Source organism: Anaerolinea thermophila UNI-1, assembly GCF_000199675.1.
Lineage (GTDB): Bacteria > Chloroflexota > Anaerolineae > Anaerolineales > Anaerolineaceae > Anaerolinea > Anaerolinea thermophila.
This window is the reverse complement of the sequence record NC_014960.1, coordinates 1,129,172-1,154,180: the sequence shown is the minus strand read 5'-3', so window position 1 is coordinate 1,154,180 and position 25,009 is coordinate 1,129,172. Positions and strand designations below refer to the sequence as shown.

28 protein-coding genes are annotated in these 25,009 nt (G+C 53.4%); 1 reads left to right on the top strand and 27 read right to left on the bottom strand.

What is annotated here, in order from left to right; all coding sequences use genetic code 11:
* Positions 1 to 448: 448 nt before the first annotated feature.
* The 17 genes from atpF to yabN form a co-directional block, all read right to left on the bottom strand.
* Positions 449 to 1,189: a F0F1 ATP synthase subunit B gene (gene atpF, locus ANT_RS05260; protein ID WP_013559478.1), complete on the bottom strand. Its 741-nt coding sequence runs from the start codon at positions 1,187 to 1,189 to the stop codon at positions 449 to 451.
* A gap of 12 nt (positions 1,190 to 1,201) precedes the next feature.
* Positions 1,202 to 1,438 carry an ATP synthase F0 subunit C gene (gene atpE, locus ANT_RS05255; protein ID WP_013559477.1) on the bottom strand — a complete coding sequence of 79 codons (237 nt, stop codon included), beginning with the start codon at positions 1,436 to 1,438 and terminating at the stop codon, positions 1,202 to 1,204.
* Between the two features lie 58 nt (positions 1,439 to 1,496).
* Positions 1,497 to 2,489 carry a F0F1 ATP synthase subunit A gene (atpB, locus tag ANT_RS05250; protein ID WP_041454685.1) on the bottom strand — a complete coding sequence of 331 codons (993 nt, stop codon included), beginning with the start codon at positions 2,487 to 2,489 and terminating at the stop codon, positions 1,497 to 1,499.
* Entirely contained in the window at positions 2,473 to 2,775 is a 303-nt protein-coding gene (locus tag ANT_RS05245; RefSeq protein ID WP_013559475.1) for an AtpZ/AtpI family protein, read from the bottom strand. Before ANT_RS05245 ends, atpB begins: the two co-directional genes overlap by 17 nt.
* A 100-nt stretch (positions 2,776 to 2,875) precedes the next feature.
* Entirely contained in the window at positions 2,876 to 3,844 is a 969-nt protein-coding gene (locus ANT_RS05240) for a carbohydrate kinase family protein (protein WP_013559474.1), read from the bottom strand.
* Between the two features lie 15 nt (positions 3,845 to 3,859).
* Entirely contained in the window at positions 3,860 to 5,953 is a 2,094-nt protein-coding gene (locus tag ANT_RS05235; RefSeq protein ID WP_013559473.1) for an alpha-amylase family protein, read from the bottom strand.
* Positions 5,954 to 6,026: 73 nt separating this feature from the next.
* Positions 6,027 to 7,472: an NADH-quinone oxidoreductase subunit N gene (locus ANT_RS05230; protein ID WP_013559472.1), complete on the bottom strand. Its 1,446-nt coding sequence runs from the start codon at positions 7,470 to 7,472 to the stop codon at positions 6,027 to 6,029.
* Positions 7,473 to 8,948: a complex I subunit 4 family protein gene (locus ANT_RS05225; protein ID WP_013559471.1), complete on the bottom strand. Its 1,476-nt coding sequence runs from the start codon at positions 8,946 to 8,948 to the stop codon at positions 7,473 to 7,475. It abuts the gene before it with no gap.
* Between the two features lie 10 nt (positions 8,949 to 8,958).
* Positions 8,959 to 10,476 carry a complex I subunit 4 family protein gene (locus tag ANT_RS05220; protein ID WP_013559470.1) on the bottom strand — a complete coding sequence of 506 codons (1,518 nt, stop codon included), beginning with the start codon at positions 10,474 to 10,476 and terminating at the stop codon, positions 8,959 to 8,961.
* Positions 10,477 to 10,518: 42 nt separating this feature from the next.
* Complete coding sequence (gene nuoL, locus ANT_RS05215) at positions 10,519 to 12,696, bottom strand: NADH-quinone oxidoreductase subunit L (RefSeq protein WP_013559469.1); 2,178 nt, start codon at positions 12,694 to 12,696, stop codon at positions 10,519 to 10,521.
* 14 nt (positions 12,697 to 12,710) lie between these two features.
* Entirely contained in the window at positions 12,711 to 13,019 is a 309-nt protein-coding gene (gene nuoK, locus ANT_RS05210) for an NADH-quinone oxidoreductase subunit NuoK (RefSeq protein ID WP_013559468.1), read from the bottom strand.
* Positions 13,020 to 13,028: 9 nt separating this feature from the next.
* Positions 13,029 to 13,547: an NADH-quinone oxidoreductase subunit J family protein gene (locus ANT_RS05205; protein WP_013559467.1), complete on the bottom strand. Its 519-nt coding sequence runs from the start codon at positions 13,545 to 13,547 to the stop codon at positions 13,029 to 13,031.
* A 14-nt stretch (positions 13,548 to 13,561) separates the two neighbouring features.
* Positions 13,562 to 14,782, bottom strand: coding sequence for an NADH-quinone oxidoreductase subunit NuoH (nuoH, locus tag ANT_RS05200; protein ID WP_013559466.1), 1,221 nt, complete (start codon positions 14,780 to 14,782; stop codon positions 13,562 to 13,564).
* A gap of 12 nt (positions 14,783 to 14,794) precedes the next feature.
* Complete coding sequence (locus ANT_RS05195; protein WP_013559465.1) at positions 14,795 to 15,151, bottom strand: NADH-quinone oxidoreductase subunit A; 357 nt, start codon at positions 15,149 to 15,151, stop codon at positions 14,795 to 14,797.
* 72 nt (positions 15,152 to 15,223) lie between these two features.
* Complete coding sequence (locus ANT_RS05190) at positions 15,224 to 15,802, bottom strand: hypothetical protein (protein WP_013559464.1); 579 nt, start codon at positions 15,800 to 15,802, stop codon at positions 15,224 to 15,226.
* A 64-nt stretch (positions 15,803 to 15,866) separates the two neighbouring features.
* Positions 15,867 to 17,066: a DUF4097 family beta strand repeat-containing protein gene (locus tag ANT_RS05185; protein WP_013559463.1), complete on the bottom strand. Its 1,200-nt coding sequence runs from the start codon at positions 17,064 to 17,066 to the stop codon at positions 15,867 to 15,869.
* Positions 17,067 to 17,222: 156 nt separating this feature from the next.
* Positions 17,223 to 18,686: a bifunctional methyltransferase/pyrophosphohydrolase YabN gene (yabN, locus tag ANT_RS05180; protein ID WP_013559462.1), complete on the bottom strand. Its 1,464-nt coding sequence runs from the start codon at positions 18,684 to 18,686 to the stop codon at positions 17,223 to 17,225.
* Between the two features lie 81 nt (positions 18,687 to 18,767).
* On the opposite strand from yabN, the gene ANT_RS05175 reads away from it, so the two are divergent.
* On the top strand, positions 18,768 to 19,232 hold the full coding sequence (locus ANT_RS05175; RefSeq protein WP_013559461.1) for a DUF302 domain-containing protein: 465 nt from the start codon (positions 18,768 to 18,770) through the stop codon (positions 19,230 to 19,232).
* A 47-nt stretch (positions 19,233 to 19,279) separates the two neighbouring features.
* On the opposite strand, the gene ANT_RS05170 is transcribed toward ANT_RS05175, so the two are convergent.
* From ANT_RS05170 to rpmJ, 10 genes are all read right to left on the bottom strand, one after another.
* Positions 19,280 to 20,089: a transposase gene (locus ANT_RS05170; protein ID WP_172634560.1), complete on the bottom strand. Its 810-nt coding sequence runs from the start codon at positions 20,087 to 20,089 to the stop codon at positions 19,280 to 19,282.
* Between the two features lie 152 nt (positions 20,090 to 20,241).
* Positions 20,242 to 20,640, bottom strand: coding sequence for a 30S ribosomal protein S9 (gene rpsI / locus ANT_RS05165; protein ID WP_041454680.1), 399 nt, complete (start codon positions 20,638 to 20,640; stop codon positions 20,242 to 20,244).
* 12 nt (positions 20,641 to 20,652) lie between these two features.
* The gene (gene rplM / locus ANT_RS05160; protein ID WP_013559459.1) at positions 20,653 to 21,084 is read right to left on the bottom strand and encodes a 50S ribosomal protein L13; all 432 of its coding nucleotides are present in this window, start codon (positions 21,082 to 21,084) and stop codon (positions 20,653 to 20,655) included.
* Positions 21,085 to 21,093: 9 nt separating this feature from the next.
* A complete protein-coding gene (gene truA, locus ANT_RS05155) occupies positions 21,094 to 21,873 on the bottom strand; it encodes a tRNA pseudouridine(38-40) synthase TruA (RefSeq protein WP_013559458.1) in 780 nt (259 codons plus the stop codon).
* Positions 21,874 to 21,901: 28 nt separating this feature from the next.
* Positions 21,902 to 22,279, bottom strand: a complete 378-nt coding sequence (rplQ, locus tag ANT_RS05150; RefSeq protein WP_013559457.1) for a 50S ribosomal protein L17 — start codon at positions 22,277 to 22,279, stop codon at positions 21,902 to 21,904.
* A 6-nt stretch (positions 22,280 to 22,285) separates the two neighbouring features.
* A complete protein-coding gene (locus ANT_RS05145; protein WP_013559456.1) occupies positions 22,286 to 23,251 on the bottom strand; it encodes a DNA-directed RNA polymerase subunit alpha in 966 nt (321 codons plus the stop codon).
* A 48-nt stretch (positions 23,252 to 23,299) separates the two neighbouring features.
* Positions 23,300 to 23,938 carry a 30S ribosomal protein S4 gene (gene rpsD, locus ANT_RS05140; RefSeq protein ID WP_013559455.1) on the bottom strand — a complete coding sequence of 213 codons (639 nt, stop codon included), beginning with the start codon at positions 23,936 to 23,938 and terminating at the stop codon, positions 23,300 to 23,302.
* 14 nt (positions 23,939 to 23,952) lie between these two features.
* Positions 23,953 to 24,357, bottom strand: coding sequence for a 30S ribosomal protein S11 (gene rpsK, locus ANT_RS05135; protein WP_013559454.1), 405 nt, complete (start codon positions 24,355 to 24,357; stop codon positions 23,953 to 23,955).
* 126 nt (positions 24,358 to 24,483) lie between these two features.
* Positions 24,484 to 24,870, bottom strand: a complete 387-nt coding sequence (gene rpsM / locus ANT_RS05130) for a 30S ribosomal protein S13 (protein ID WP_013559453.1) — start codon at positions 24,868 to 24,870, stop codon at positions 24,484 to 24,486.
* Between the two features lie 6 nt (positions 24,871 to 24,876).
* A complete protein-coding gene (rpmJ, locus tag ANT_RS16960) occupies positions 24,877 to 24,990 on the bottom strand; it encodes a 50S ribosomal protein L36 (protein ID WP_013559452.1) in 114 nt (37 codons plus the stop codon).
* Between the last annotated feature and the right edge of the window lie 19 nt (positions 24,991 to 25,009).

The window sequence follows — 25,009 nt, the reverse complement described above, 5'->3', positions numbered from 1 at the left end:
TTTTTCGAAGATTGCTCACCAGAGCAGTGGATATTGCACAAAAACTATCCAAAAAGTTCTTAAAAAGAGAATATCGTATTTTCAACCTTGGAAATTACTCACAAATTCGGATGAATGGGGGAACTTTAACCTTTCGTCCCGGCTTGTACTGCATGAGCGGGGATCTGGCCATTACGGGGGACAGGCAGAGTCACCTTCACGGTACAAGCCATTGGGGCTTTTGTCAAGACGCATGGCAATGCCCCGACCGATATTCTTTATGATGAATCGGTTCTCTATTCTGTCGCCGGAAAGATGTCTCTGCTCAAGTAGGGTCTGGGGAGTGTGGTGCCCCGGACATTCCCCCAGGAAGGTGAATCTTCCCCTCACCTTCCTGCAATTTTTAAAGAAACAAACCTCTCAAGCAGAATCCGTTTCTTGAGAGGTTTGTTTTACAGAATTTCTAAAATTATCGCAAGGATTGGCGCAAACCTTCCAGTTGTCCTGCCAGCGAACCATCCACGACACGGTTGCCCAGACGAACAATCAACCCGCCAAGGATAGAGGGATCTACGCGGAAGGAAACCGCCGCCGCCGAACCCAGTCGGGAGAGGACTTCTCGTTTCACCAATTCCTGTTCTTCTTCCGTCAGGGGCAAAGCACTCACAATCTCTGCGTGATCGGCAACAACGCTTTCAATCCCTTCCAGCACGACCACTTTTCCACCACGGACACCGGCAAAGAATTCGTTGAGCAGGGCATGCTGACGCTTTTCATCCAGATTCTCGCCAATTAACTTCTGCGCCGCGGCAATTGCTAGCGCGCCTACCTGACCACGCAACTCAGACAGCATACGATTGCGCTCCCCTTCGAGTTCTGCCATCACCTGAGCACGGGCTTTACCGGCTTCGGCTTCGGCTTGGGCGCGAATCTCTTCTTCAACCTTCTGAGCACGCAAAGTGGCTTCACGAACGATTTCAGCAGCCTTCTGCTGGGCATCCGCCAGGATGGATTGAGCTTCTTTTTCCGCATTGGCGCGCGCTTCCGCGGCAATACGGGCATCTTCCAGACCCTGAGCAATCGTCTTGCGGCGCTTTTCCATCATCTCCGAAAGCGGCACGAAAACCCAGGCTCGCAGGGTGATAAACACCACTGCGAAAGAGAAGATGTAGACCAGCAAATAACCAAGGTTAATACCCAGTGCTTCCAAAGCCCCCTCCTTTTACAGCACGAAGAGCATGAGGAACGCGATCACCAGACAGTAAATGGCGATGGCTTCCGAGAAAGCAATCCCCAAAATCATGTTGGTGAGCAGGTTACCATAAGTGTCAGGATTACGCGCCATACCCTCCAGCGCGCCCTGAACACTTAAACCGATGCCAATCCCCGCACCCAGAGCCCCAATCATGGAAAGCCCAGCGCCGATGAATTTTGCCGCCTCGATAATATCCCCAGTCATTGTTTGATTACCTCCTCCAGAATGATTTCTATCCTAACAGTTTCAGGGAATGAAGGGCTTAGTGAGCGCCCTCACCATGCTCCCCGCCATGTCCACGAGTAGCCTGAGCCATAAAGACCATAGTCAACATGCCAAACACAAAGGCTTGAATCAAGCCCACGAACACCTCAAACAGCACCACAAAGGACTGCATGAATACCGGAATGAGCGAGCCTACCAGGAAAAGCAATACAGCACCGGCAAACATATTGCCGAACAACCGGAATGCAAATGAGAGGATTTTGGCAAACTCGGAAATCAATTCCAGCAGTCCTACCAGAAAGTCCATTGCCCCAAAGAATGGCTTCTTGAATAAATTCAGCACATTGAAGAACTTATAGAAATAAGCCCCGCCCTGCGCGCGTACCCCAATCACCTGAGTCATCACCACCGAGATGAGCGCCAGCGCCAGGGTAAAGTTCAAATCGGTGGGAATACCGCGGAAGAAAGGAATAATATGATACCCCGTTTCTCCTTCATGCACTTCGCCGGGCAAAATGTTCACAACCCCGGGAAGAAGTTCCTGAAGGGCATGACCACCTTCCTTGACTTCATGCACCAAGCCAAACGTTTCCACAATGGGGGTGAGTTTCATCAGGTTGCCAACCAATACAAAAATCAGGATGGTTGCAAACCAGGGGAAGATGGTTTTAGCATACTTTCCTGCAGAAGATTCCGTGAGGTTATAGAGAATCTCCACCAGGGCTTCCATCAACCCTGCCACCCCTTTGGGAACCAGCGTGCCACTCTTCAATTCACGGTGTACAGAGTATGCCAGCCAGAAAATAACCAGCAGTACCAGAACCAGCATCACCAGGGTATTGGTGAGATAGAACTCCCCGATGACGGGTAAAGTGAACAACGGCTCATGGGTGAGATTTTCAGGGGCGACCTGAATATGAGGCTGTACGGGTTTGACAAAAATCACCGCAACAATGTTGAGGATGATGAATAATAAGACCCACCAGCGATGTCGAATGCCCAATGGTCCACGATTAACCGTTTTTTCCAATGTCTGCCTCCTCTCCATTCTGATGTTTCAGGTTGCTCTTAATCTTTGCCGTAGTGGCACGAACAATAAAAAACATCACCAGCAATGAAATTGGGATGCTGGCGAAGACAAGGATCAAAGTCATCACTGGACGGGTCTGAAAACGTGCATCCAGCCACAATCCCCCTAAAACAGCCCCTAACACAATTACAAGTGTGACACACCCTGCCTGAGCGGCAAACCCTGCCAGCGTCAGATTCAGCCAGTAACGGCTTCGATCGGGCTTCGGGGCGTTGGTCTGGCTCATAAAACGGATTATAACATAACCAAATTTAATGCGTCAACCAACCTGCAAAGGGATTGGATAGCATTGACCAAAATACTCGTCAAATTACTCATCCTTTAGGTTAACTTCCATGCCAGGGCATAAATTCCTCATCCGGTTGTGGCATTCGAGCATAGATTTCCCAACGGTTTAACCCTTCGCGAAGCGGCCCAACCGTTTTCAGTTTGATTTCCACAACCTCGCGGGCAAAGAGCAAACATTCCCGGGGAGATTTTCCATCCATCCAGGCTGTCAGGAATCCCGCCCAGAAGGCATCTCCGGCGCCGGTGGCATCCACCACCTGAACAGGACGCACCGGTAATCGTAACGCAGGATGTCCCCGTTGGGAAAGCAAAGAGCCCTGCTCACCCATGGTGAAAACGACAATCTCCGCTCCCCAATCATGGAACCGCCGAATGTATTCAGCCGGCGTTTCCCCCTCCCCAAACAGGCGGTGACAATCTACCAGCGAGGCTTTGGTCAACGTCACTGAGCGGTACACTTCACGAATGACTTCCAGGGCTTGCGAATGATTTGCCCACACCTTGGGGCTGAAATTCGGGTCAAAAGAGACGGCTTTGCCCCATGCCTTTGCCCGCTGGATGGCGCTGAGTACCGCAGAGCGGGAAGGCTCCATCGAGAGAGGCCAGGTGGTGATGTGTACCACCTGCGCCGCCCGAATTACCTCGTCGGGGATATCCCGGGCTGTGATGCGAAAGTCGGCGCCGCGGTAAGGCTGGAAGTCCGGCGTGCCAGAGGTACGTGACACGAACACCAAACTTGTGGGAGCCTGTTCCTCGTGGCGCAACCAGCGGACATCCACCCCGCTTTGTGCTACGCGGCGCTCCAGGAATCGCCCAAAGGCATCATTTCCTACACAAGCAATCAACGCCGAACGCCCACCCAGGCGTGCCACGTTCACCGCCAGGTTGGCAGGTGAGCCGCCTTGAAATCGGCAAAAGCACTCCGTCGCATCCAGGTTTTCTGCAGGCTCCGTCCCGATGAGATCTACCAGAATTTCTCCAATGGCAACCAGCCCTAAATCTTCCATGTTCCTGTTCTCCCTTTACCCTTCTTCTATCCGATATGCGCGTACTTCGCCGGGCAACATTCCCTGAACGACAAAGTGCACGCCGTTATAAACCAGTTCTTCATCCTGAAATGCAGGTAGAGCAAACGCTAACCTCAGACGCAAAGAGGACGGCACAGATAAACCAAACCTGCCCACTCTGCGGTGCGGGTTGGTGTTGACCAGAAAGACAAAGGATGGGGATTCGCCCGCTTGCGTCCATGCCACAATGGGGTTCATCCCTGTAGCGTCCGGCGGGATGAGCCAGCGCGTTGTGGAATCTTCAATGTCCTCGCGGATTTTCTCATAAAACCAGCGGATGCGCTGAAGATTGGCGTACAGGCGAGTATTTCTACCCCAGCGGTACATTCCATGCGTCACTTTACTTCCACGCTTTTCCTGAAACACGTACAGTTTGGTGTAATACTCATTCGGCGCAGGTTCGGGGTGTGGGTCGCGGGTTTCGAATCCCAGCGCCACATACGAGGGCATATCTGTCAGCATCAGGGAGAGGAAATAACGGGCTTCGTTACCGTGCAGATAAAAACGGTCAAAACGGGGGTCGTCCTTATCCGAGGTCATCACGGTAAAGCAGGGAGCACACTTGCGAGTGCGAAGCAGGTCATCGTAATAGCGGAAACGTTGCAGGAACTCCGCCGTCCCCATGCAGGTGGACTGCAAATCTCCCAGGGTGACATCGGCTTGCGAGGCTTCCAGATGATCAATTTCTTCGCCATAGCCCATGACATCTCGCGGTGGAAGAAAGGACTCGGCAAAATAACCAAAAGAAGGAACATTATTCCTCTGTCGAATGGTCTCTTTCACCGCACCAAGGATGTCGTAAGACTCATCCACCTGATCGGGTACGCCTTCCGGGCGCATCTGCACGTGGGACATATCTCCGCGCATAAAGTCAAATCCAAAGGATTTTTGGACTTCAGCATAATGGGAACAAACATACTCCCACACCGGCTTTACCGGCTTGCTGAAATCCAGTTCCCAGGTCTTGCCATCCTCTTTACTCTCATACAGGCGATAGCGCGCCAGGGGATTGAACACCCGCGACATGGAAGTAGGATTCGTCATGCGAAAATCGCGCCATACCATGCCAAATTCGTCCACTACCTCTGCATCCGGAGATGGGTCTACCTCAATCCCCCTGAAAGGCGGCGCCATGGTAGCAGGAACTGTCTCCAGCCCCTGTTCATACAATCGCCGGATGAGCGCCATACGTCGATTTAAGCGCCCCCAGAAATCTTCCGGTGTGCCAAAAAGGACTCTGAGCCTGTCCTTTTCTTCGGTTTGTGGAGAAAAGAAGGCTTCAGCCGATGCCGGAACAGGCACACCCTCAACGGCAGAGCCATGCTCCTGCACAAAAGCCCAGATCACCGCCTGCACCCGCGGAATTAAATCGTCTGAATGATCCACAATGTCCAAATCCCGTCGTTGCATCCATTCAAAGTATTCCGGGTAAGCCAGTGCCATCTCCGAAAAACGGTCGGTATGGGGAATCACATCCATGCCCACTGCCCGCCCCATCACATGGAGCAGGTGAATCACCGCTTTCAATTGCGCCTCCACCCGATTCAACCAGGGGAACAATTCTGCCAGTTCCACACTGTAAAACTCACGGTTGATTTGCCACGAACTCATCCCATAGATGCTGGCGACCACCCCGGGCTCCCAAATGGGCAGGATGTGAATGGAGTCGTAAACCTCAGGCAAGGTAAGACAGTATTTGACTAGATTGAAAAAGTTACCAATGGTGCGAATGTTCACCCCCACCATGCGGGTGCGCTTCAGCCAGGTAGTGTCTGGATGGTCCTGCACCGGGCTTAGCAGTTCAGGAGGTAGTGAACAAGCCGTTTCGGGACGGCTGTACTCTTCACTCAAGGCAAGATCAACCGCTTTACCATACCGCGCTCTGAGGAGGGAAATGACCTCCTGCGCGGGTAGTTGAAGAGCCTGTTCAGGTAAAAGATTCGGAACGAATGAAAGACGGCGAAAACGGTACCAATCCAGCCATTCTTCGGCTTTCTGGCGGTCTCGCCACACCTCTTGATAAGCCTCAAACTGCTCTAAAAAATCCATATCCTCTTCCTATGAAAAAGACAGCAGATTCCCCTCACGGTTCCTCTGCTGTCTGGTAAGGTTCATACGCTCTTTAGAACAACGCCGAAGCCGCGGCAAGAGATTGCCCGTACCAAGGAGCCACAATCACCCCGAGCGCCAGCATCAAGACCACACAAACCAGCATAGCGGTTTTCCAGGAAACCGAAGGCTTCAAAGGAGTTTCATCAGCGCCCGGGCGGTAAAGGGTTTTCATCACCGTAAGATAGTAGTATAACCCAATGACTGAGGTCAGCACGCCAAGAATAGCAAGGGCGATCTGCCCCGCTTCAATTGCTGCAGCAAACACCAGCACCTTTCCAATAAAACCACTCAAGGGAGGAATCCCTCCCAGCGAGAGCAAACTGATGAGCATCGCCAGGGCAATCGCCGGGTTACGTTTTCCCAGTCCGGCAAAGGCATCCAGGTCCTCTGAACCAACCTGTTGCGCCACCAACCAGACAATGGCAAATGCCGCCAGATTGGTGACCAGATACGAAGCCAGGTAATACACCATTCCCGCCACCCCAAGCGGAGAATCTGCAGCCACACCAACCAGAATATACCCTGCCTGAGCAATCGAAGAGTACGCCAGCAAGCGCTTAAGATTCCGCTGGGTCAGGGCGAGCAGGTTTCCGATGATCATACTCAACGCTGCGAGGATGGCAACCACCATCGTCCAGAAGGATGCCATCTGCGGGAACACCACCAGCAACACACGCACCAGCACGGCAAAACCTGCCGCTTTGGAAGCCGTGGACAGGAAGCCTGCAATCGGTGTAGGCGCGCCCTCATAGACATCCGGCGCCCAGAAATGGAAGGGAGCCACCGAAATTTTGAACCCAAACCCCACCAGAGTCAGGAAAAGCGCACCGCCCACCAGTAGCGAGGAAACGCCGCTCTGAGTAAGGCGGAAGGGGATCATGGTAAGATTGGCAGTACCACTCAGCCCGAAAAGCCAACTGAAGCCGTAAAGCATCACCGCCGAGGTGACTGCACCATAGAGCATATACTTGATGCCCGATTCAACCGATTTCTGGCTCTCAATGTGGAAACCCGCCAGGATATACAGTGGGAGCGAGGTGGTCTCAATTGCCAGGTAAAGCATGATGAGATTCGCAGAAGACGCCATCAGGCTCATTCCCAGGGTTGCCACCAGCACCAGGGCCAGATACTCCCCCGTGAGGGTGCGAGAATGCCCGATAGAAATCAGCACGGTAATCGCTGCACCGAGCAGGAAAAGCAAGCGGAAACTGAAAGACACCCAATCCAGCCGAAGCATTCCCCCAAAAATTAACTGTGGGGTCTCGGCAGGGCGGGCAAATACCGCGCTTAACACCGCAATCACCGCCAAGCCAATAGCGGTAAACCACCCCAGCACACCATCTGCCTGACGACGCAACCCCACGTTCAAAATCAGCACCAGCGCCGCCAGAACAACCAGCAACATTTCCGGAAGAATGGTTAAAAGCATTGAAGGTTCAAAGGGAGCAGGTGTCATTTAGGCTCCTCCCACCAGGACCAGAATTTGGGCAATGCCCGACTCAATCAATGGGACCATCCGACTCCAGGTGGGCAAAATGCCCATCAAAATCATCATCGCCGAGAGTCCCACGATAACAATCTTATCCATTACAGAGACATCTCCCACCAGGACATTCAAATTTTCAGGAAGGCTTCCAAAGAAAACCCTGCGGACAACCAGCAAAATGTATCCAGCGGTGACAATCACACCCAGAATGGCGATGATGGCTACAATCGGCATCACCTGCCAGGCGCCCATGAAGATGGGAAACTCTGCCACAAAGCCGGAGAAGGCAGGCATGCCCATCGAAACCAACCCTGCCACAATGAAGCCCAGCGCCGCCAAGGGCATTTTCTGAACCAAGCCCCCCAGTTCGGGAATATGACGGGTATGCGCGCGGTCGTACACCATACCAACCACAGCAAAGAAGAGAGCCGTCATCACGCCATGGGAGAACATCTGCAAGCCAGCGCCGAGCAACCCCTCGCGGTTCAGGGTGGCAAAACCAATCATCACCAGCCCCATGTGCGAAACAGAGGAGAAGCCGATGACATACTTGAAATCACTCTGAATCATGGCAATCAGCGCGCCATACACTACATTGACCGTTCCCAGCGCCAGAATGAGCGGTGCATAGAACTGCGCCCCCTCAGGCATGAGAGTGATGGCTACACGCAGAGCAGCGAACGCCCCTACTTTCATCTCCACACCCGCCAGCATCATCGAAACGGCTGTCGGCGCGGCAACATGACCATCGGGCGCCCAGGAATGGAAGGGGAAAATACCCCCCAGAATGGCAAACCCGCCAAAGACCACCAGGAACCAGCCAATCTGGAAGGCACGGCTGAAACCTGCCTGTTCCAGTTGCAGCATGTCGAAGGTATGCCCACCTGCGCTCCACATCGCCAGCACCCCCACCAGGGAAAGCACCGACCCCAGGAAGAGGTAAAGGGTCAGTTTCATCGAGCCGTAATCACGGGTTTTGGGGTAGCCCCAAATGGCAATCATCAGGTATTTGGGGAATACCGCCAATTCAAAGAAGAAAAACAGCATGAACAGGTCCAGCGAACAGAAAACACCCTGAACGCTGGTACCCAGGAACATGTAAAAAGCGAAAAATTCACGTGGGCGCTCTTCCACATGCCAGGAAACCATCACCCCGGCAGTAAGAACCACCGCTCCCAGAAGCACCAGCGGCACACTGACGCCGTTCACCCCCGTGAAGTAGGCAATGCCCAGCGATTTCACCCACTCCATGCGCTCAATGAACTGATAGCCCCCCAATTGCACATCGTAGGCGAAGTACACCCAGAACGCCAGCGCCAGATCCAGCAGGCTGGCAATCAGTGCAATCACACGAATGGCTTGCTTGCGCTCCGCCGGCATCGCCAGGATGATCAGCCCGGCAACGAGAGGAATAAAGATGATCAGGCTCAAGATTGGAAAACCCATCCTGCGCTCCTTAGAACCACAATCTGACTGCCCGGTTGATGACGTCTACAATCCAGCCGGGCATGACCCCAATGACCAGAATCAGCGCCATCAACGGCGCAATGACCAGCATTTCACGAACGTTCATCTCGCTTACATGCCCCTTCCAGTGCTCATTGAGAGGTCCATGCAATACCTTCCAGAGCGCTTTGAGGGTGTACGCGCCGGTGAAGAATAAACCAATCATGGAAAGCGCGGTAAAGACGGTCAGCACGCCCCAGGCTCCGCGCACCACCATAAACTCTGAGACAAACCCGTTCAATCCCGGCAACCCAAGCGAAGCCATGGAAGTGAAAATCAACACCGAGCCGTACACCGGTAAGAGAGCATACAAGCCACCAAAGGCGTTCAAATCGCGGGTATGCGCACGTTCGTAAATCACACCAACCAGGAAGAACATGCCCGCTGAATACAGTCCGTGATTGAACATCTGCAACACCGCGCCGTTCATGGCAATATTAGCGTCCAGCGTACCGGGCGCAATCGCCATGGCTGCTACCCCCAGCACCACAAATCCCATATGATTGATAGAGGAATACGCCACCAGGCGTTTGAAATCATTCTGCCCAAACGCGCCGAGCGCGCCAAAGATAATGGCTAACGTAGCCAATCCGGCAAGCCATAAGGCATACTGTCGGGACTCGGCTGGGTAAAGCGGCAAAACCAGGCGAATGAAACCAAAGGCTCCCAATTTCAGAAGCACCCCAGCCAGAATCATCGAGCCAGCCGTAGGCGCTTCGGTGTGAGCATCGGGAAGCCAGGTGTGGAAGGGCCAAACGGGGACTTTGATAGCAAACGCTACCACAAAAGCCCAAAACGCCACGGCTTTGACCGTCGAGAGAGGCAAGCCTAACAGCACTCCGCCAGGCAAATCCAGCGAGGGCCAGAGTTCAATCAATCGGGTAATATCATAAGTTTGAGTCACCACCCCAATCAACTGAATTGCCAGCAGTAAGCCCAGCGACCCTGCCATGGTGTAGAGGATGAACTTTAGCGAAGCATAATTGCGATTGGCACCGCCCCACTGAGCAATCAGGAAGTACATGGGCACCAGTCCCACTTCCCAGAAGACAAAGAAGAGAAGCAAATCCAGGGCTAAAAACACGCCCAGCATGCCCGTCTCCAGCAACAGGAACAGCACCATGTACGTGCGTACATTGTCCTGAATGCTGAAAGATGCCAGAATAGCCAGCGGCGTCAGCAGGGTGGTAAGCAAAACCATGGTGAGGGCAATGCCGTCGATGCCCACATGGTACGAAGAATGAATGGCGGGATACCACACCGCTTCTTCAACAAACTGGAACTTTGCCCCCTGCGGATCAAACCTGAACCATAGGATAACCGAGAGGATCAACGGAATGAGACTGGCAACCAGGCTGAACCAGCGGATGAGCGTCAACCGATCGCGGGGGATGAGTAAAAGCAAAAGCGCCGCACCGGTTGGGATGAACAAAATCAGGGAAAGCAGATGATTACCGAGAAAATCCATGTTGTGGAGACCTCCTGAATCGAGCCTCGTTCTTCTGCCACGCTACCCGACAAACATCAGGTACAGGACAATACCCAGCAAAATCGTCCCGATCAGCGTCACCATCAGATACTGCTGGACACGCCCGCTCTGAATGGGACGCAACGTCTCGCCGCTCTTGCGCGTGCCACCGCTAACGACAGCATCCCCAAACCAGTTGATAACCGCAAGGTCGAAGTAGCGGCGCAGAGCCACACCAAGATTCCACGTTCCACGGGCAACGCCTTCAATGATGCCATCCAGCACCATCTTGTCGAGGAAGCGGTAGGTGAATACCTCCGCAAGCCAAACCGAAGGACGCACAAACACAGCATCATAAAGTTCGTCAATGCCGTACTTGTACTTGAACACGCGGTAAAGCGCCCCCAGCGGTTTCTGGAGTGGATCAGGCTCACCTGCGCGAACGTTGCGGTACACCAGCCATCCCAGGGTCAAACCACCCAGCGAAACCACCAGCGAGGTTAACAAAGGGAGCAAACTCTCTACAGCATGTTCCCCTTCACCGTGAAGCATACTGCCGACAAACTCACCAAACCAGTTGGGAATGAGCCCTCCCAGCAGAGGGAACTTTTCGGGGATGCCGCTCCACCCAAAAGCAACCGCAAAAATCGAAAGTACCACCAGTGGAGCCGTCATCACAACGCGGCTCTCCACAGCATGCTCGGCAGCATGCGTGCGCGGTGTTCCCAGAAAGATCAAGGTAATCTGACGCATGGTATAGAAAGCCGTGAGGAACGCAGCAAACGCCAGCGTGCCAAACACCCACCAGTGCTGACCGGCAAACGCTCCTGTGAGAATCTCATCCTTCGACCAGAACCCAGCAGTCAAAACCGGGAAACCGGAAAGCGCCAACCCGCCGATGAGGAATGTCCAGAAGGTCACCGGCATTTTGGCTTTCAATCCGCCCATGTTGAACATGTCCTGCGGATCAATTTTCTCATCGGTATGCAGAACCCCATGCTCCATGCCGTGAATCACCGAACCGGAGCCGAGGAAAAGCAATGCCTTGAAGAAGGCGTGGGTGACCAGATGGAACACTGCCGCCACATACGCGCCAATGCCCACCGCGGCAATCATATAGCCCAACTGCGAGATGGTGGAATATGCCAGTACCCGTTTAATGTCATTTTGCGCCAGCGCAATCGTAGCGGCAAAGAGAGCAGTGAAAGCGCCAATAAACGCCACTACTGACATCGCCGGCGTGAGTACCCCGCCTTCCCAACCCGCCGAAAGCAGTGGGTAGATACGCACGGTCAGGTACACACCAGCCGAGACCATTGTAGCGGCATGAATCATTGCCGAAACCGGCGTGGGACCTTCCATCGCATCGGGCAACCAGACATGCAAGGGGAACTGCGCACTCTTGCCTACCGTACCGATGAATAACAGCAATCCCAAAAGCCCGGCAACTGAGAGATCCAGCACCCCGGAAGGTGTTTGCGCCAGTACCTGAAGCACATTCGGATTCATCAGGGCTTCGCGGTAATTCAGACTTCCCGTTGCCGTGTACACACCCACAATACCCAACAGCATGAACACATCACCCACCCGGGTGGTCAGGAAAGCCTTAATGGCAGCTTTACGCGCCGATTCCTTGCCATACCAGAAACCAATCAGCATGTAGGAACAAAAGCCCATGATTTCCCAGCCAATGTACAGGGTCAGCAAATTATCGGTGACCACCAGCAGGAACATGGCAAAGGCAAACAGGCTGATCAGCGCAAAGAACCGCGAATACATGGGCTCAACCGAAGGCACACGATGAGTGTGTCCATGGGCATCGCGCACAGTCGCTCCATGGGGAGGAAGACCAGGGCGGTCGTGATCACCTTCCGGCTGACCAAAATTGTGGTAACCCACACTGTAGATAAAAATCATTAAGATGGTCCAAGCCACAAAGAACAGGGTCACTGCACCCACCGGGTCCATCAACACCCCAATCTTCAGCCAATCACCACCCAAGGGCAACCAGTTCCATGTAGAGGCAAATGGTTCTTCACTGAGATGAGGCTGGCTTACAGCGCGAAAGAACACCACCATCGCCAACAGCCATGAGAGCGCCGCTGAAGCAATTGCCAGAGAATGGCTGAGCGCCCGTTTGCGATGGGTAAACAGAGCAATGACACCAAAAGCCAGCAATGGAGGGAATGGAATTAACCAGAGAAGCACTTCAGAAGTCATGCGGTGTACCCCTCCTACCCTTTAAGAAGATTCATTTCATCAACCACAACAGTCTGACGGCGGCGATAAGCCGAGATAATCAGGGCTAACCCCACCACTGCTTCTGCCGCAGCAGCAATCAAAACGATTGCCACAAAGACCTGCGCATCCACTTCAGGCGCCCACAAGTAACGCCAGAACGCCAGCAGGTTAACATTGACGGCATTCAGCATCAATTCCACGCCCATTAAAATGGACACGGCATTTTTACGCACCAACACTCCCAGCAAGCCAATGGAGAACAAGCCCGCAGAAAAGATTAAGTACCAAGCCAGTGGAATCACATGTCCTCCTCAGGAACGTTTCTTGAGGTCACCCGCGACATAAATTGCGCCGATCATCGCGGCAACCAGCAAAACCGACGCCACCTCAAACGGAATGACATAGCGGTCGGGCATGACCAAGGCGATTCCCAACGCTTCCAGATTTTCTCCGCCGGCTGTCAGCACCTGCGGAGCCTGAAACACTCCCTGCCACTGCAACAGCAAATAAATTATCCCCCCAAAGGCAATTAGCACCACCAGTGCCGCCCAACCCCAACCGGGGAGCAGTTGATCGCCGGTTTCCTCCATGGAACGGCGGGTGAGCATCACTGCAAAAATGATGAGAATGGCAATGGCGCCGATATACACCGCCACCTGAATGACGGCAAAGAAAGAAGCCTCCAGCGTGGCAAAAGTTGCGGCTACACCAAACAACGCCAGAATCAACCAGAAAGCCGAATGGATGGTCTTACGAGCAAAGACAACCATTGAAGCCGAGAATAACGTCAGCAGAGCAATCAACAAGAAGACGATTTGTAAAGCGCTCATGAATCACTCCCGTTTCAGGATTGAGCCGCTGAAGTCTCATCAGAAGCCACAGGCGTAGCCAGCGGACGCGGTTCGCTCACCATCGGACGACGGCGGCGTTTGGTACGGCGCTCTCCCCATTCCATGAACAGGAAAAGAAGCAGCAAATTGACGACCAGCAAGCCTACCACCTGGAACAAGAATTGCCCTTCCAGCACTTTTGCCACGATTGCCGTAACCAGGAAAGACAAGATAGAAAGCGGGGTCAACACCTTCCAGTTCAGGTCCATCATCTGGTCAATGCGGAAGCGTGGCAGAGACCCCCGTACCAGAATGATCAGGTAATACATCACAAAGGTCTTTATAAAGAGATATACCAGCCCCAGCAACGGCACCTGATCCACAAAGGGACCACGCCACCCGCCAAGGAACAGGACAGCAAATAATAGCGCGGCGGTAAAGGAGTGCAGAAATTCCCCCACAAAGAACATACCAAACTTCAACCCGGAGTACTCGGTGTTATACCCTGCCACCAGTTCAGACTCGGCTTCCACCAGGTCGAAAGGTGCTCTACCGGTTTCTGCCATTGAAGTAACAAAGAACACCAGCGCGGCAATGGGAGCCGCTACCAGATACGGCACCGACTGGGCTTTCACAATGTCATTCAGTCCCATCGAACCCGCCAGAAGGACGGGAATAAGCAGAGAAACCACCATAGGGACTTCGTAGGAAATCAGTTGAGCCACTGAGCGGGACGCTCCCAGAAAGGCATACTTGTTGTTCGAGGCATACCCCGCCATGAGAATGGCAAGCACCCCAAAGCCACCCACAGCAATCACATACACCACTCCCACGTTCAAGTTGACCCCCATGATGCTCATCGTGAAGGGCAAAATTGCCCAGATGAGCAACACCGAAGCCACTGCCACAATCGGCGCCAGATTGTAGATGACCTTATCAGCACCCTGGGGAGTAATGTACTCTTTGGTGAAAATCTTAATCATGTCGGCAATGGATTGAAAAATTCCCCAGGGGCCCACCCGATTCGGTCCAAAGCGGTCCTGGATGCGCCCAATGAGTTTGCGCTCAAACCAGATGAGGAAGAGCACCCAGAGCAAAGCCACCGTAGCCAGAATGGCAGCACCCAGGAACATCAAAATTACATCTACAACAGAGGGCAGAATGCCCCACCCAATCAGCACAGAGCGCAGCCATTCAGCAATCCATTGGATTGGGTTTTCAAGCCAGTTGCTCATACACCTCTCCAATTAAAACCATTCCAGCGCGCCTTTTCGCCAGGCATAGAGCAAACCGCCCAGCAAAATCAGCAGGAAAAGGATTCCCTCAAATACCGCAAAAAGAGGCAGTTGCTTGAATGCAACTGCCCAGGGGAACAGCAAAACCATTTCTACATCGAATACCAGAAACACCAGAGCATAAATGTAGTACTGTGCTTTAATCTGAACACGCGCTGGCCCGGCGACTTCGATACCACATTCGTACACAGAGGTTTTAATCGGATTGGGTTTTTTAGGTGCCAGAATGCCCGCCAGTCCAATTGCCACCGCTGGCAAGAGCACCGCAACAACAAGGAAGATGCCAATATACAGCCACGCAGTCAACATGGAGACTCCTCGAATGAGAAAAATTTTCGGGATTTCCTGCCACGCAGTGACCCCATCCCGTGTTCAGCATATTCAATTCTTGTTTATTTTATCACAATTCACCAAATCACTTGACGAACGAGTCTGGCGATTTTGCCCCATCACCCAAAGAAGGATAAACAAAATCATCGCCAAGAGAATTATTCCTTGAAGCCAGGACACAGTAATTCCAGAAAAACCTAAGAGAAGCAACTCACCTTCACGTACCAGTAACAGCCTCTCTTCCCCGGAAGGTTCATCTGACCATAACCAAATCCGCCAGGTTTTACGTCCCTGTGTCATACTGGTCAGTTGCCAGGAAAATTGTACCGACTTTCCCCCTTGTACCACCTGCGAGACTTCACCACCGCCTGAGACTTCTGGCGAAGTTTCCATCCTGGCACGAACAACACGCTTTTCTCTCCCATCCTGTTGCAGGACTACGCGCAATTTAACTGAACGTCCTGTCCAGCCCCACTGGGGAATGTAAAAGCGTGCCTCGGTAAAGGAATGCCCCCATTCCTTGAGAGGAACAGCCAATTGTTGCACGGGAGCAGGAAAAGATACCCAGAGAAACACCCCCAGAAGCAGAGCAATCCCCAGAAAAAAGAATTTACCCTTCTTGATGCGCATGGGTTGATTATAACAATCTCCCCGCCTGAATTAGCGGGGAGATTGTGCTAAAAGATGGGGGAGGCTATTCCACATCCAAATCGCCATCCAGCACGGCGAGTAATTGCTCTGCCTCTTCCACCGTAATTTTATGCTCCTGAAGCATTTTCAGAACCAGTAAGCGTTCCTCATTGGTCACCTGCGAAAACGAAGTGCCAAAGGTTTCGGGTGCTTCTGGAGCCTTGGGGACTTCGGGCGGCTTCGGAACGGCTGGATCCTCAGGATTTTTCCCGGCTTCATACCAGAATCCAAACCATCTATTCCTGCGATGGACTTGCCGCTGTGCCTGCTCCACCCGCTCCATAGCACGACGCACCCGTTCCTCAGCACGACGGGCACGTTCTTCGGCTTTCCGCGTCGCATGCTCCATTTTCTGGCGAATTTTATCCTCTACAAAAGGGGAAAGGTCTGGTATTTCTATTCCTCCGACAAAATCTGCGGTAAAGGACTTACGGGGAACTTTTTGCTCTTGCAGGATAGAATCGCCTAGTTGAACAGAAACATCCCCACCCGCAACCAGGCGCAACAGAGTTTTTCCATTTCCCAGGGTAGTGCTGTAATGTGGCTGGTCAAGGTTCAGAGTCTGATCAGGCAAGCGTAGGGTTATAGAAAATCCTCCGCTGTTGACATCCAGTTGGGCACCCAGGCCAGATGGCGCAGTAATCAACAAATCACCCCCACAGCGAGCATGAACCTCTTCTACATTGACAGAAATCAGTTGGATATTCAAATCTCCGCCGGCTTTAGCTCGCACCAGGCCATCCGCACGGATCGTCACATCACCGCCGACTTGCTCAGCAACGACCCGGTTACGGCTTTCCACAAACAAATCACCCCCCGCCCGCCGAAGAACGATCGGACCTGCCACCTGGAGCAACTCCACATCTCCATTGACAACACCTATATCCACTTTATCGCAAGAGCGCATGGCTAAATCCCCATTCACCCGGGCAATCTCCATATATCCCAGAACCCCCACCACCGAAGCATCGCCGGTTACGCCTTCAAGGCGAATTTTTGCCTGCTCAGGCACAAATATTTCTACATCCGATTGAGCGGAAATGAAGAGCCTGTCTGTCTGAGATTGAACCTGAGCCATGCCCTCTTCAGGGATGCGTAAAAGCACATCCGGCTGTTTTACTCCCTGAATCAGGACATCACCCAGGCTTTGAAGCACCAACCAACCATTTTCCGGAAAGGTGAAGCGCTGTTCAAAAGCACTCATGATGAACTCCTTTTTAATATTCTTTAATAATCATACATCAATTTTTATTTTTGTCAATATTTTTTTTGATTTTATTAATTTTCATGTTGAATTTTATTTAAAAAATCAGAGAGAACCGGAAAGTTCTCTCTGAGAGACCCTTTACTCCCCTCAAGTTTATTTTCCCCGACGTTTGGCTTGCTGCCAGAGGTTCTCCATTTCGTCCATAGTAAGGTCTGCCAGTGGTTTCCCCATCACCCGCGCTTCCTGTTCGATATGCTTGAAACGCGCCATAAAACGCTCATTGGCTTTCCGCAGGGCTGTTTCTGCATCTACCTTGTACCAACGAGAAAGATTCACGACAGCAAACAATAAATCGCCCACTTCTTTTTCAATTTCTTCAGGGGAATTTGCCTGACGGAGCTCTTCCCATTCTTCCATAACTTTTTCCCTCACTCCCTGAATATCGCTCCAATCAAAGCCCACATGTGCCGCACGGCTCTGATATTCCTGCGCACGGACCAGCGATGGCAAAGCCTTCGAGACACCGTCCAGAATCCCCTTTTGCTCCGCAGTACCATTTTCTTTTCTCTCGGCTTCTTTAAGTTTTTCCCAATTTCGCAAAACCCCGCGCGAATCCTTAAGGTCCACATCCCCAAAGACATGAGGATGCCGGCGAACAATTTTGCGGTGAATCCCCTGTACTACCTGGGGGAAAGCAAAATATCCCTCTTCGCTGGCAATCTGACTGAGCATGGAAATCAGTAAAAGCACATCCCCTAATTCTTCCTGCAAATTCTCCACATGTTCCTGATCCAACGCCTCCAGGACTTCATAGGTTTCTTCCAGGAGCATGGGGCCTAAACTTTGCAGGGTCTGCTCGCGGTCCCAGGGACAGCCATCCGGAGCCCGCAGATGGGCTACAATCTCAAGAAAGGCTTCCATGGAAGTGGCTTCATCCAGAGGGGGAAGGTAAAGCGCGGTGAGTAACCCGATATGGGGACTGCGGTCAATCTCATACAGGGCGAGGTCTTCCACTTTTTGCTGGGGCGTACCTGCAGCATGCACCAGGCGGACGCGAAACTCATCCGGGTAGAAGGCATTGAGGGTCAGTTTGACTTCAGAAGCAATCTGACGACTGTAAATCTGGGCAATGAGAGCAGGCACATCCGTGGGAAAGTTTGGGACGTGTAATGCGCCCAATTCCAGCGCATCCACCAGAACTGCACGCGGAAACGGGTCAATTTCCAGAGCGGTAAACACCGGTTCAAGGAAACTAACCCCCTCAATTACCCGAACGGGGATGTGCAACTCTCTCGCCCGGCGGACGATTTCCGGCACAGTGGCTTCTGCCACAAAGGGATGCCCTGGAACAGCGTAAGTCACTGTGCCATTCCTTTGTGCCTCTTCAAGGACGCGCTCCACAATCGTCCGATACACCTCGCTAAAGTTATTGCTCTGTTCGTAAACTTCATCAAAGGAATGTACCTGTAAGGTTGAAGGAAAACCTGCTACCACCGGGTGTGCACGGGTGCGCAGGTAGATTTCAGGAATGGACTGCAAATGACGCCAGGCTTGTAGCGTTAACATTTCTGGTGCACCGGGACCAAGCCCCAGGATGGTAATTCCCTGTTCAAACATGTCGTTTTTGACCTCCAATCTCACCATTACCGGAAATCGAGTAAAATTAGCAAGGACATTTTACCAGATGGAAAAGGTGGCATGACCCCGGAAAATCCTTTTGAAGTGGTGCTTTTCCTTTCTTATCCCCAGGCTCTGGAGATCGTTTCCAGAGTTCTCAAAGAGGAAGGGTTTGGGGTAGTTACCCACATTGACGTCTCAGCCACACTGAAAAAGAAAATGAATGTGGATTTTCGCCCTTACTCGATTCTAGGCGCGTACAACCCTCCCATTGTTCACCGTGCTTTACAGCACGATCCCCGCATTGGACTGATGCTACCCTGCAACATCTCCGTGGAATCACTGGGGGATCGCGTGGTAGTGAGGTTTGCCGACCCTCTTGAAATTGTCTCCTGCAACGCTTTGGAGGACAACATTGCCCGTGAAATTGCCGAAGAAATTCAGCAGGTGCTGTTAAGGGTAGCCCAGCGTTTGCGGGAAGGCAATTACACGCCCAACGACCCCGAAAAAGGGTGGAAACGCCTGCATTCGGAAACCCTGGAATAACTTTTTCGCCCTGCTCTGTTGCAAAGATAGGTTAGGAAGAGATACACCTAGCGGTGTATGTTGTAGACCAGTCCTTTGATAATCGGTTCTCGGTTTTGCAGGCTGCGTTTCCGCGAGCGGATGGCTTGCCCGAATTTGCGCTTGATGACCGAATTCACGGTTTCGGTCTTCCAGCGTTGACCATAGAGACCATCCAGGCGAGCCGCAGAGACAAGCTCGCTTCTTGCTCGTCGTTCAGGGGCCAGCAAATTTCCACCTCGCCGAACGGGTGGAATCAAGTCTTGAGGCCGGACAGTCCGACCATCGAACCCTGAATCGGCCAGCAAGACCCAAGCCCGACGTTTGGCAAACCGCCTGGCTTTGCGGCGCAGATAGCCCAGATAAGGGGCATCGCTACCTGGACCCCAGCCGGATTGCATCGCAAGGATGAATTGCGAGACAATTCCAACGGCATAAACGCCCTTCGCCCAGTGGCGATAGGCTTTTCCCGAACGGCTTTGGTAGTAAGAACTGGCCGGGCCGGGTGAGAAGCCGGTACTATCGGCAGCCACCCCTTCTTCTTCAGGCCGTCCGATTTCCTCGAGCAAGGTCTCGTTCATGCGCATCCAATCCGCTTTGCGTATCTTGGCGTAGGTACGTTGCAGGGTCGTATGATCGGGAACACGCGGTAATTCCAGCTCCTTACCAACCGCATCGCTTGCCAGCAGCCATTCTTCCATGTCGCGATAGCTGAGATTCAGGTAGAACATCAACAAAACACAGGCCCCCAACTGCGGCAACGTGAAGTGATGGGGACTCTTGGCATGTGAATACATCGGTAATGCTTGTTTGGCAAGCCGGTAGGCGATCCTCGCCACTCGGACGTATCTGCTTTCTCGTGTGGTCATACCGTATGTTTACCACATTTCAACCATGATTGCAACAGAGCATTTTCGCCCACATACCCCGCAAAACATAAAAACCGCCAATTCCAGAGAACTGGCGGTTTTCGATTCCCGATGAAACCGATTTAACGCTTGGTGTAGGTAGGAGCCTTGCGAGCGCGCTTGAGACCGGGTTTCTTGCGTTCCTTGACGCGAGCATCCCGGGTCAGGAAGCCGTACTTGCGCATCACGGCAACCAGATCGGCGTTCATCTTCACCAACGCACGCGCCATGCCCAGTTTCACCGCATCGGTCTGGCCAGTCACACCCCCACCCTTCACCTGGACGGTGATATCGAGGCGGGAGCGATCTTCACCAGCCGCTGCCAAAGGCGCCAGGATGGCTTCCAGATCGCCCAGACGGGTGAAATAATCCTCGGCGGGTTTGTCGTTGACGATGAATTTGCCGTTACCGCTCATCACGCGCACACGCGCGGTGGCTTCTTTGCGACGCCCAACACCTTCATAATACTGAACGGACATAATTCCTCCACTCTCCTACGCAACCGGGGTCGGCTTTTGAGCAGCGTGCGGGTGCTCACTGCCAGGGTACACCTTGAGTTTTTCGATCAGGCGACGCCCCAGTTTGTTGTGCGGGAGCATACCCCATACCGCCGCGCGAATCACCCGCTCGGGGTGTTTCTGCAACTGATCGCGCAGACTGATCGCCTTCAACCCACCCGGATAATTGGAATGGCGATAGTAAATCTTGGTGGTCAAGCGCTCTTTGGGAATATCCAGTTGCAAAGCGTTGATCACGACCACATAATCGCCCATGTCCACGCCAGGGGTATAGGTTGGCTTATGTTTGCCCATCAGATAGTGGGCAATTTGCGTAGCCAATCGCCCCAAGCCCTTACCGGTGGCATCCACCAGGAGCCATTGCGATTCGGGTTTTCCTTTCAACACAAAAGTTTTTTCCACTGCCATTGTCTCACCTTACAGCAAGGATCTCATCCAGTTTTTTGCTTCCTGCCTGTTTTCGGCATAACGCACCCCGGTCAACACCAACCCATGAGCGGGTGCCAAGCCGGGCGGTAACGGTCGAGCCTGTTGAACGGCTTCCAGAAAGTCCGCCAGACTCAACCGGTTCAGTCCAACCTGCACCTGCGCCCACACCATGCGACGCACCATGTGGTACAGGAAGGCATTTCCGCGCACCTCAAAGAGCCATTCGTCCCCGTTTTCCCGCCACTCCGCCTGGTAAATGTGCCGGAGGGTGCTCCCCCCTTCAACGGGAGGAGTGCCAAAAGCGGAAAAATCGTGGGTGCCACAAAGGGCTTGCGCGGCGCTCTGCAGGGCTTCAGGGGCTTCCAGTGGGGGCCAGAGGCGCCACGCATAGCGTTCCCGCAAAGGGTCGCGAGTTTCTGCAACGATGATGCGGTAGAGGTATGCCCTCTCAATGGCATTGAAGCGCGGATGAAAATCACCCGGCACTTCTTCCACCTGCTTTGCTGCCACATCTTCAGGAAGACGGGCATTCAGAGCATTGCGCAGGGCTTCCAGAGAGTGCCGCCAATCGAGATCAAAGGCAATCACCTGTCCGCTAGCATGCACTCCGGTATCTGTCCGTCCGCTGGAGAGGAGGGATTCTTCTCCCCATCCCAGCGAACGCAATGCCTTTTCTACCTCTGCCTGCACCGTACGGGCGCCAGCCTGTCGCTGAAACCCCTGAAAGTGCGTGCCGTCGTAGGCAAGAATCACTTTGTAACGTGCCATACCACACCGGCATTGAACCGGATGGTGTTTATCCTTCTACCAGTTCAATCAGAACCATTTCGGCGGCATCGCCCAGGCGCGGACCCAATTTCACAATACGGGTATACCCGCCATTGCGATTGGCATAACGCGGGGCAATGTCATCAAACAGCTTGCGCACGGTCGCCGGGTTGCCCAGGCGAGCAGCGGCGCGACGGCGAGCATTCACCTTGTCAATATCGGTGCCTTTGCTGCTATTGCGCGCCAGCGTAATCAATCGCTCAGCATCCCCACGAATGGCAAGTGCCTTAGCGCGGGTGGTGCGAATACGCTCGTGAGTAAACAGCTGATTGATGAGCGTACGCCGCAGGCTGTTGCGCTGTCCTTTTGAACGTCCAAGTTTGTAACCGGCTACAGCATGTCGCATATTCGCTCACTCCACAGTTTTTTCATCGCGCAGGAAACCTTTTTCCCGCATCTTCTGTCGTAATTCATCCAGGCTCTTTTCGCCAAAGTTGCGGATGGACATCACAGCGTCCTCTCCTTTTTCCAGCAACTCCAGCACATCGCCCACAGTGGTGATACCCGTGCGTTTGAGGGAGTTGAAGACCCGCACCGAGAGATCCAGATTCTCGATGGGTGTCTCCGCCGCCTCACTGGTCAAACGCCCACCGGCAACTTCCTTCTCCACCGTCACCGCCAAACTCTCGGCGCTAACGCCGGTGATGTAGCGGAGATGGTCAATGAGAATCTTTGCCGAAGTGCTCAGCGCGTTTTCTGGTGTGATGGTACCGTCGGTCCAGATTTCCAGAATCAGACGGTCATAGTTGGTGCTTTGTCCAACACGCGCGGCAGTGACCGACCAGTTGACACGTTTCACCGGGCTGAAGATGGCGTCCACGGGCAGTTCGCCAATAGGTAGGCGACCGCTTCGCTCCGAAGCCGGCGAGTAGCCCCGCCCGCGGCTGACCGTAAAATCGATCTCCAGGCGAGTGTTTGGGTCATCCACTGTGAACAGTTCGAGTTCAGGGTTGACAATTTCCACCTCGGCCGGCGCTTGGATATCTGCGGCAGTGACCGTGCCTTCTCCGCGCACTTCCAGGTGCATGTGAGTAGTTTCCACGTCATGCAGAATCAGGCGCAGTTGTTTGATATTCAACATCACCTGAATCACGTCTTCACGCACCCCAGGGATATCGCTGAACTCATGCAGGACATCGGAGATGCGGATAGAGGTCACCGCGGCGCCTTCCAGAGAGGAGAGCAGAACACGCCGCAGGGCGTTGCCCAGAGTCACCCCGTAACCGCCTTCCAGTGGCCCAATGATGAATTTTCCATAATTGCGAGCCTCTGCTTCTCGCTCGACTTTTGGCGTTACCATATTTGTTAGAGCAGCCACGTTTCACCCCTTCCCGGCGTAACTTTTCGCCCCGGACTTCATCGAGCCTTAGCGAGAGTAGTACTCAACGATCAACTGTTCGTTGAGGTTGCCGTCAATTTCAGACCGTTCCGGCAGTCGCAGAATTCGGCCGGAAAGATTCTTGGTATCGCGGTCAATCCACATCGGGCAGGTGCGTCGATCAACCACATCCAGCAGGTCTTTCCAATAGGTCAGACTGCGGGCGCTTTCCTTGACGGAGATGATATCCCCCGGCTTGACCAGCATGGAGGGAATATCTGCGCGGTGGTTGTTGACCTGAATATGCCCATGGTTGACCAGTTGACGCGCCTGCGCGCGGCTGGAAGCAAAGCCCATGCGGAAAACCACATTATCCAGGCGCATTTCCAGGGTTTGCAACAGGTTCAAACCGGTCAGACCTTTCTTGCGAAGCGCCAGGCCGAAGTAGCGGCGGAACTGACGCTCAAAAATGCCATAAACCCGGCGAGCCTTCTGTTTGGCGCGCAACTGACGCGCGTAGTCAGATTCGCGTTCACTACGCCCCTGCTGTGTGCGGCCATGCTGACCAGGAGCAAAACCGCGCTTTTCAAACGAGCATTTGGGGCTATAGCAGCGTTCCCCTTTAAGGAACAATTTTTCGCCTTCTCGCCGGCAAAGTTTACAAACCGGCCCAAGATATTTACCCATACAACCTTCCCCTTTTAGACGCGGCGTTTCTTCGGAGGCCGGCATCCGTTGTGCGGAACCGGCGTGACATCAGCAATCGAGCGCACACGCACACCCATCGCCTGAACAGCGCGGATGGCGGACTCACGACCGGGGCCAGGCCCCTTGACAATCAAATCAGCCTCTTGCAATCCCATAGCCATCGCGGCTTTCACAGCCTGCTCTGCCGCCAGACGCGCCGCAAAGGGCGTGCTTTTGCGCGACCCTTTGAAGCCAGCCGATCCGGAGGACCCCCAGCAGACGGTGTTCCCCTGTTGGTCCGTGACGGTCACAATGGTATTGTTGAAAGAGGCGTAAATGTGGATTTGCCCGGAAGTCAACGTTCGCTTGACTTTCTTTGCCGAGCCACCTCTTCGTGCAGAACGTACGTTTTGTGCCATACTCCCTTTCCTGTTTACGTTACATCCAGGTTCCAGCCAAAAAGATTCTTTGACAAACAGGCGAGGACGGAGTGCCGCGGAGGGAGAGGAAGATCCCTACCTCCGTCCTCCATCCTGTGCCAGAGATTACTTCTTGGCGCCACGGCGGCGACCACGACCCGCAACCGTCTTGCGAGGTCCTTTGCGGGTGCGCGCATTGGTGCGCGTGCGCTGTCCGCGCACGGGCAGATTGCGGCGGTGCCGCAAACCACGATAGCACCCAATTTCGATCAGCCGCTTAATGCTCATCTGAACTTCGCGGCGGAGGTCACCCTCCACAGTGTAATTGCGGGCAATGTAATCGCGCAGCGCGTTTACTTCGGCTTCAGTCAGGTCCTTCACCCGGGTATCGGGGTTGACTTTGGTAGCCGCCAGTGTTTCGCGTGCCCGCGTGGGGCCGATACCATAAATGTAGGTCAGAGCGACCTCGACCCGCTTATTGCGCGGAAGATCTACACCTTCAATACGTGCCATACTTGACTACCCCTGTCGCTGCTTGTGCTTAGGATTTTCACAAATGACATACAACCGTCCGCCGCGTTTCACGATTTTGCATTTCGCGCAGCGTTTCTTGATGGATGGCGAAACTCTCATGATTCCTTACTCCTTCGTC

Coding starts and splice junctions, on each gene's coding strand:
- atpE (WP_013559477.1), bottom strand. CDS start 1,438: ATGACTGGGGATATTATCGAGGCGGCAAAATTCATCGGCGCTGGGCTT.
- nuoH (WP_013559466.1), bottom strand. CDS start 14,782: ATGAGCAACTGGCTTGAAAACCCAATCCAATGGATTGCTGAATGGCTG.
- ANT_RS05240 (WP_013559474.1), bottom strand. CDS start 3,844: ATGGAAGATTTAGGGCTGGTTGCCATTGGAGAAATTCTGGTAGATCTC.
- ANT_RS05235 (WP_013559473.1), bottom strand. CDS start 5,953: ATGGATTTTTTAGAGCAGTTTGAGGCTTATCAAGAGGTGTGGCGAGAC.
- yabN (WP_013559462.1), bottom strand. CDS start 18,686: ATGTTTGAACAGGGAATTACCATCCTGGGGCTTGGTCCCGGTGCACCA.
- truA (WP_013559458.1), bottom strand. CDS start 21,873: ATGGCACGTTACAAAGTGATTCTTGCCTACGACGGCACGCACTTTCAG.
- ANT_RS05205 (WP_013559467.1), bottom strand. CDS start 13,547: ATGAGCGCTTTACAAATCGTCTTCTTGTTGATTGCTCTGCTGACGTTA.
- ANT_RS05245 (WP_013559475.1), bottom strand. CDS start 2,775: ATGAGCCAGACCAACGCCCCGAAGCCCGATCGAAGCCGTTACTGGCTG.
- ANT_RS05175 (WP_013559461.1), top strand. CDS start 18,768: ATGACCCCGGAAAATCCTTTTGAAGTGGTGCTTTTCCTTTCTTATCCC.
- rpsK (WP_013559454.1), bottom strand. CDS start 24,357: ATGGCACAAAACGTACGTTCTGCACGAAGAGGTGGCTCGGCAAAGAAA.
- ANT_RS05230 (WP_013559472.1), bottom strand. CDS start 7,472: ATGACACCTGCTCCCTTTGAACCTTCAATGCTTTTAACCATTCTTCCG.
- rpsD (WP_013559455.1), bottom strand. CDS start 23,938: ATGGGTAAATATCTTGGGCCGGTTTGTAAACTTTGCCGGCGAGAAGGC.
- nuoL (WP_013559469.1), bottom strand. CDS start 12,696: ATGACTTCTGAAGTGCTTCTCTGGTTAATTCCATTCCCTCCATTGCTG.
- ANT_RS05190 (WP_013559464.1), bottom strand. CDS start 15,802: ATGCGCATCAAGAAGGGTAAATTCTTTTTTCTGGGGATTGCTCTGCTT.
- rpsM (WP_013559453.1), bottom strand. CDS start 24,870: ATGGCACGTATTGAAGGTGTAGATCTTCCGCGCAATAAGCGGGTCGAG.
- ANT_RS05195 (WP_013559465.1), bottom strand. CDS start 15,151: ATGTTGACTGCGTGGCTGTATATTGGCATCTTCCTTGTTGTTGCGGTG.
- ANT_RS05185 (WP_013559463.1), bottom strand. CDS start 17,066: ATGAGTGCTTTTGAACAGCGCTTCACCTTTCCGGAAAATGGTTGGTTG.
- rpmJ (WP_013559452.1), bottom strand. CDS start 24,990: ATGAGAGTTTCGCCATCCATCAAGAAACGCTGCGCGAAATGCAAAATC.
- rplM (WP_013559459.1), bottom strand. CDS start 21,084: ATGGCAGTGGAAAAAACTTTTGTGTTGAAAGGAAAACCCGAATCGCAA.
- ANT_RS05225 (WP_013559471.1), bottom strand. CDS start 8,948: ATGGGTTTTCCAATCTTGAGCCTGATCATCTTTATTCCTCTCGTTGCC.
- rplQ (WP_013559457.1), bottom strand. CDS start 22,279: ATGCGACATGCTGTAGCCGGTTACAAACTTGGACGTTCAAAAGGACAG.
- ANT_RS05220 (WP_013559470.1), bottom strand. CDS start 10,476: ATGGATTTTCTCGGTAATCATCTGCTTTCCCTGATTTTGTTCATCCCA.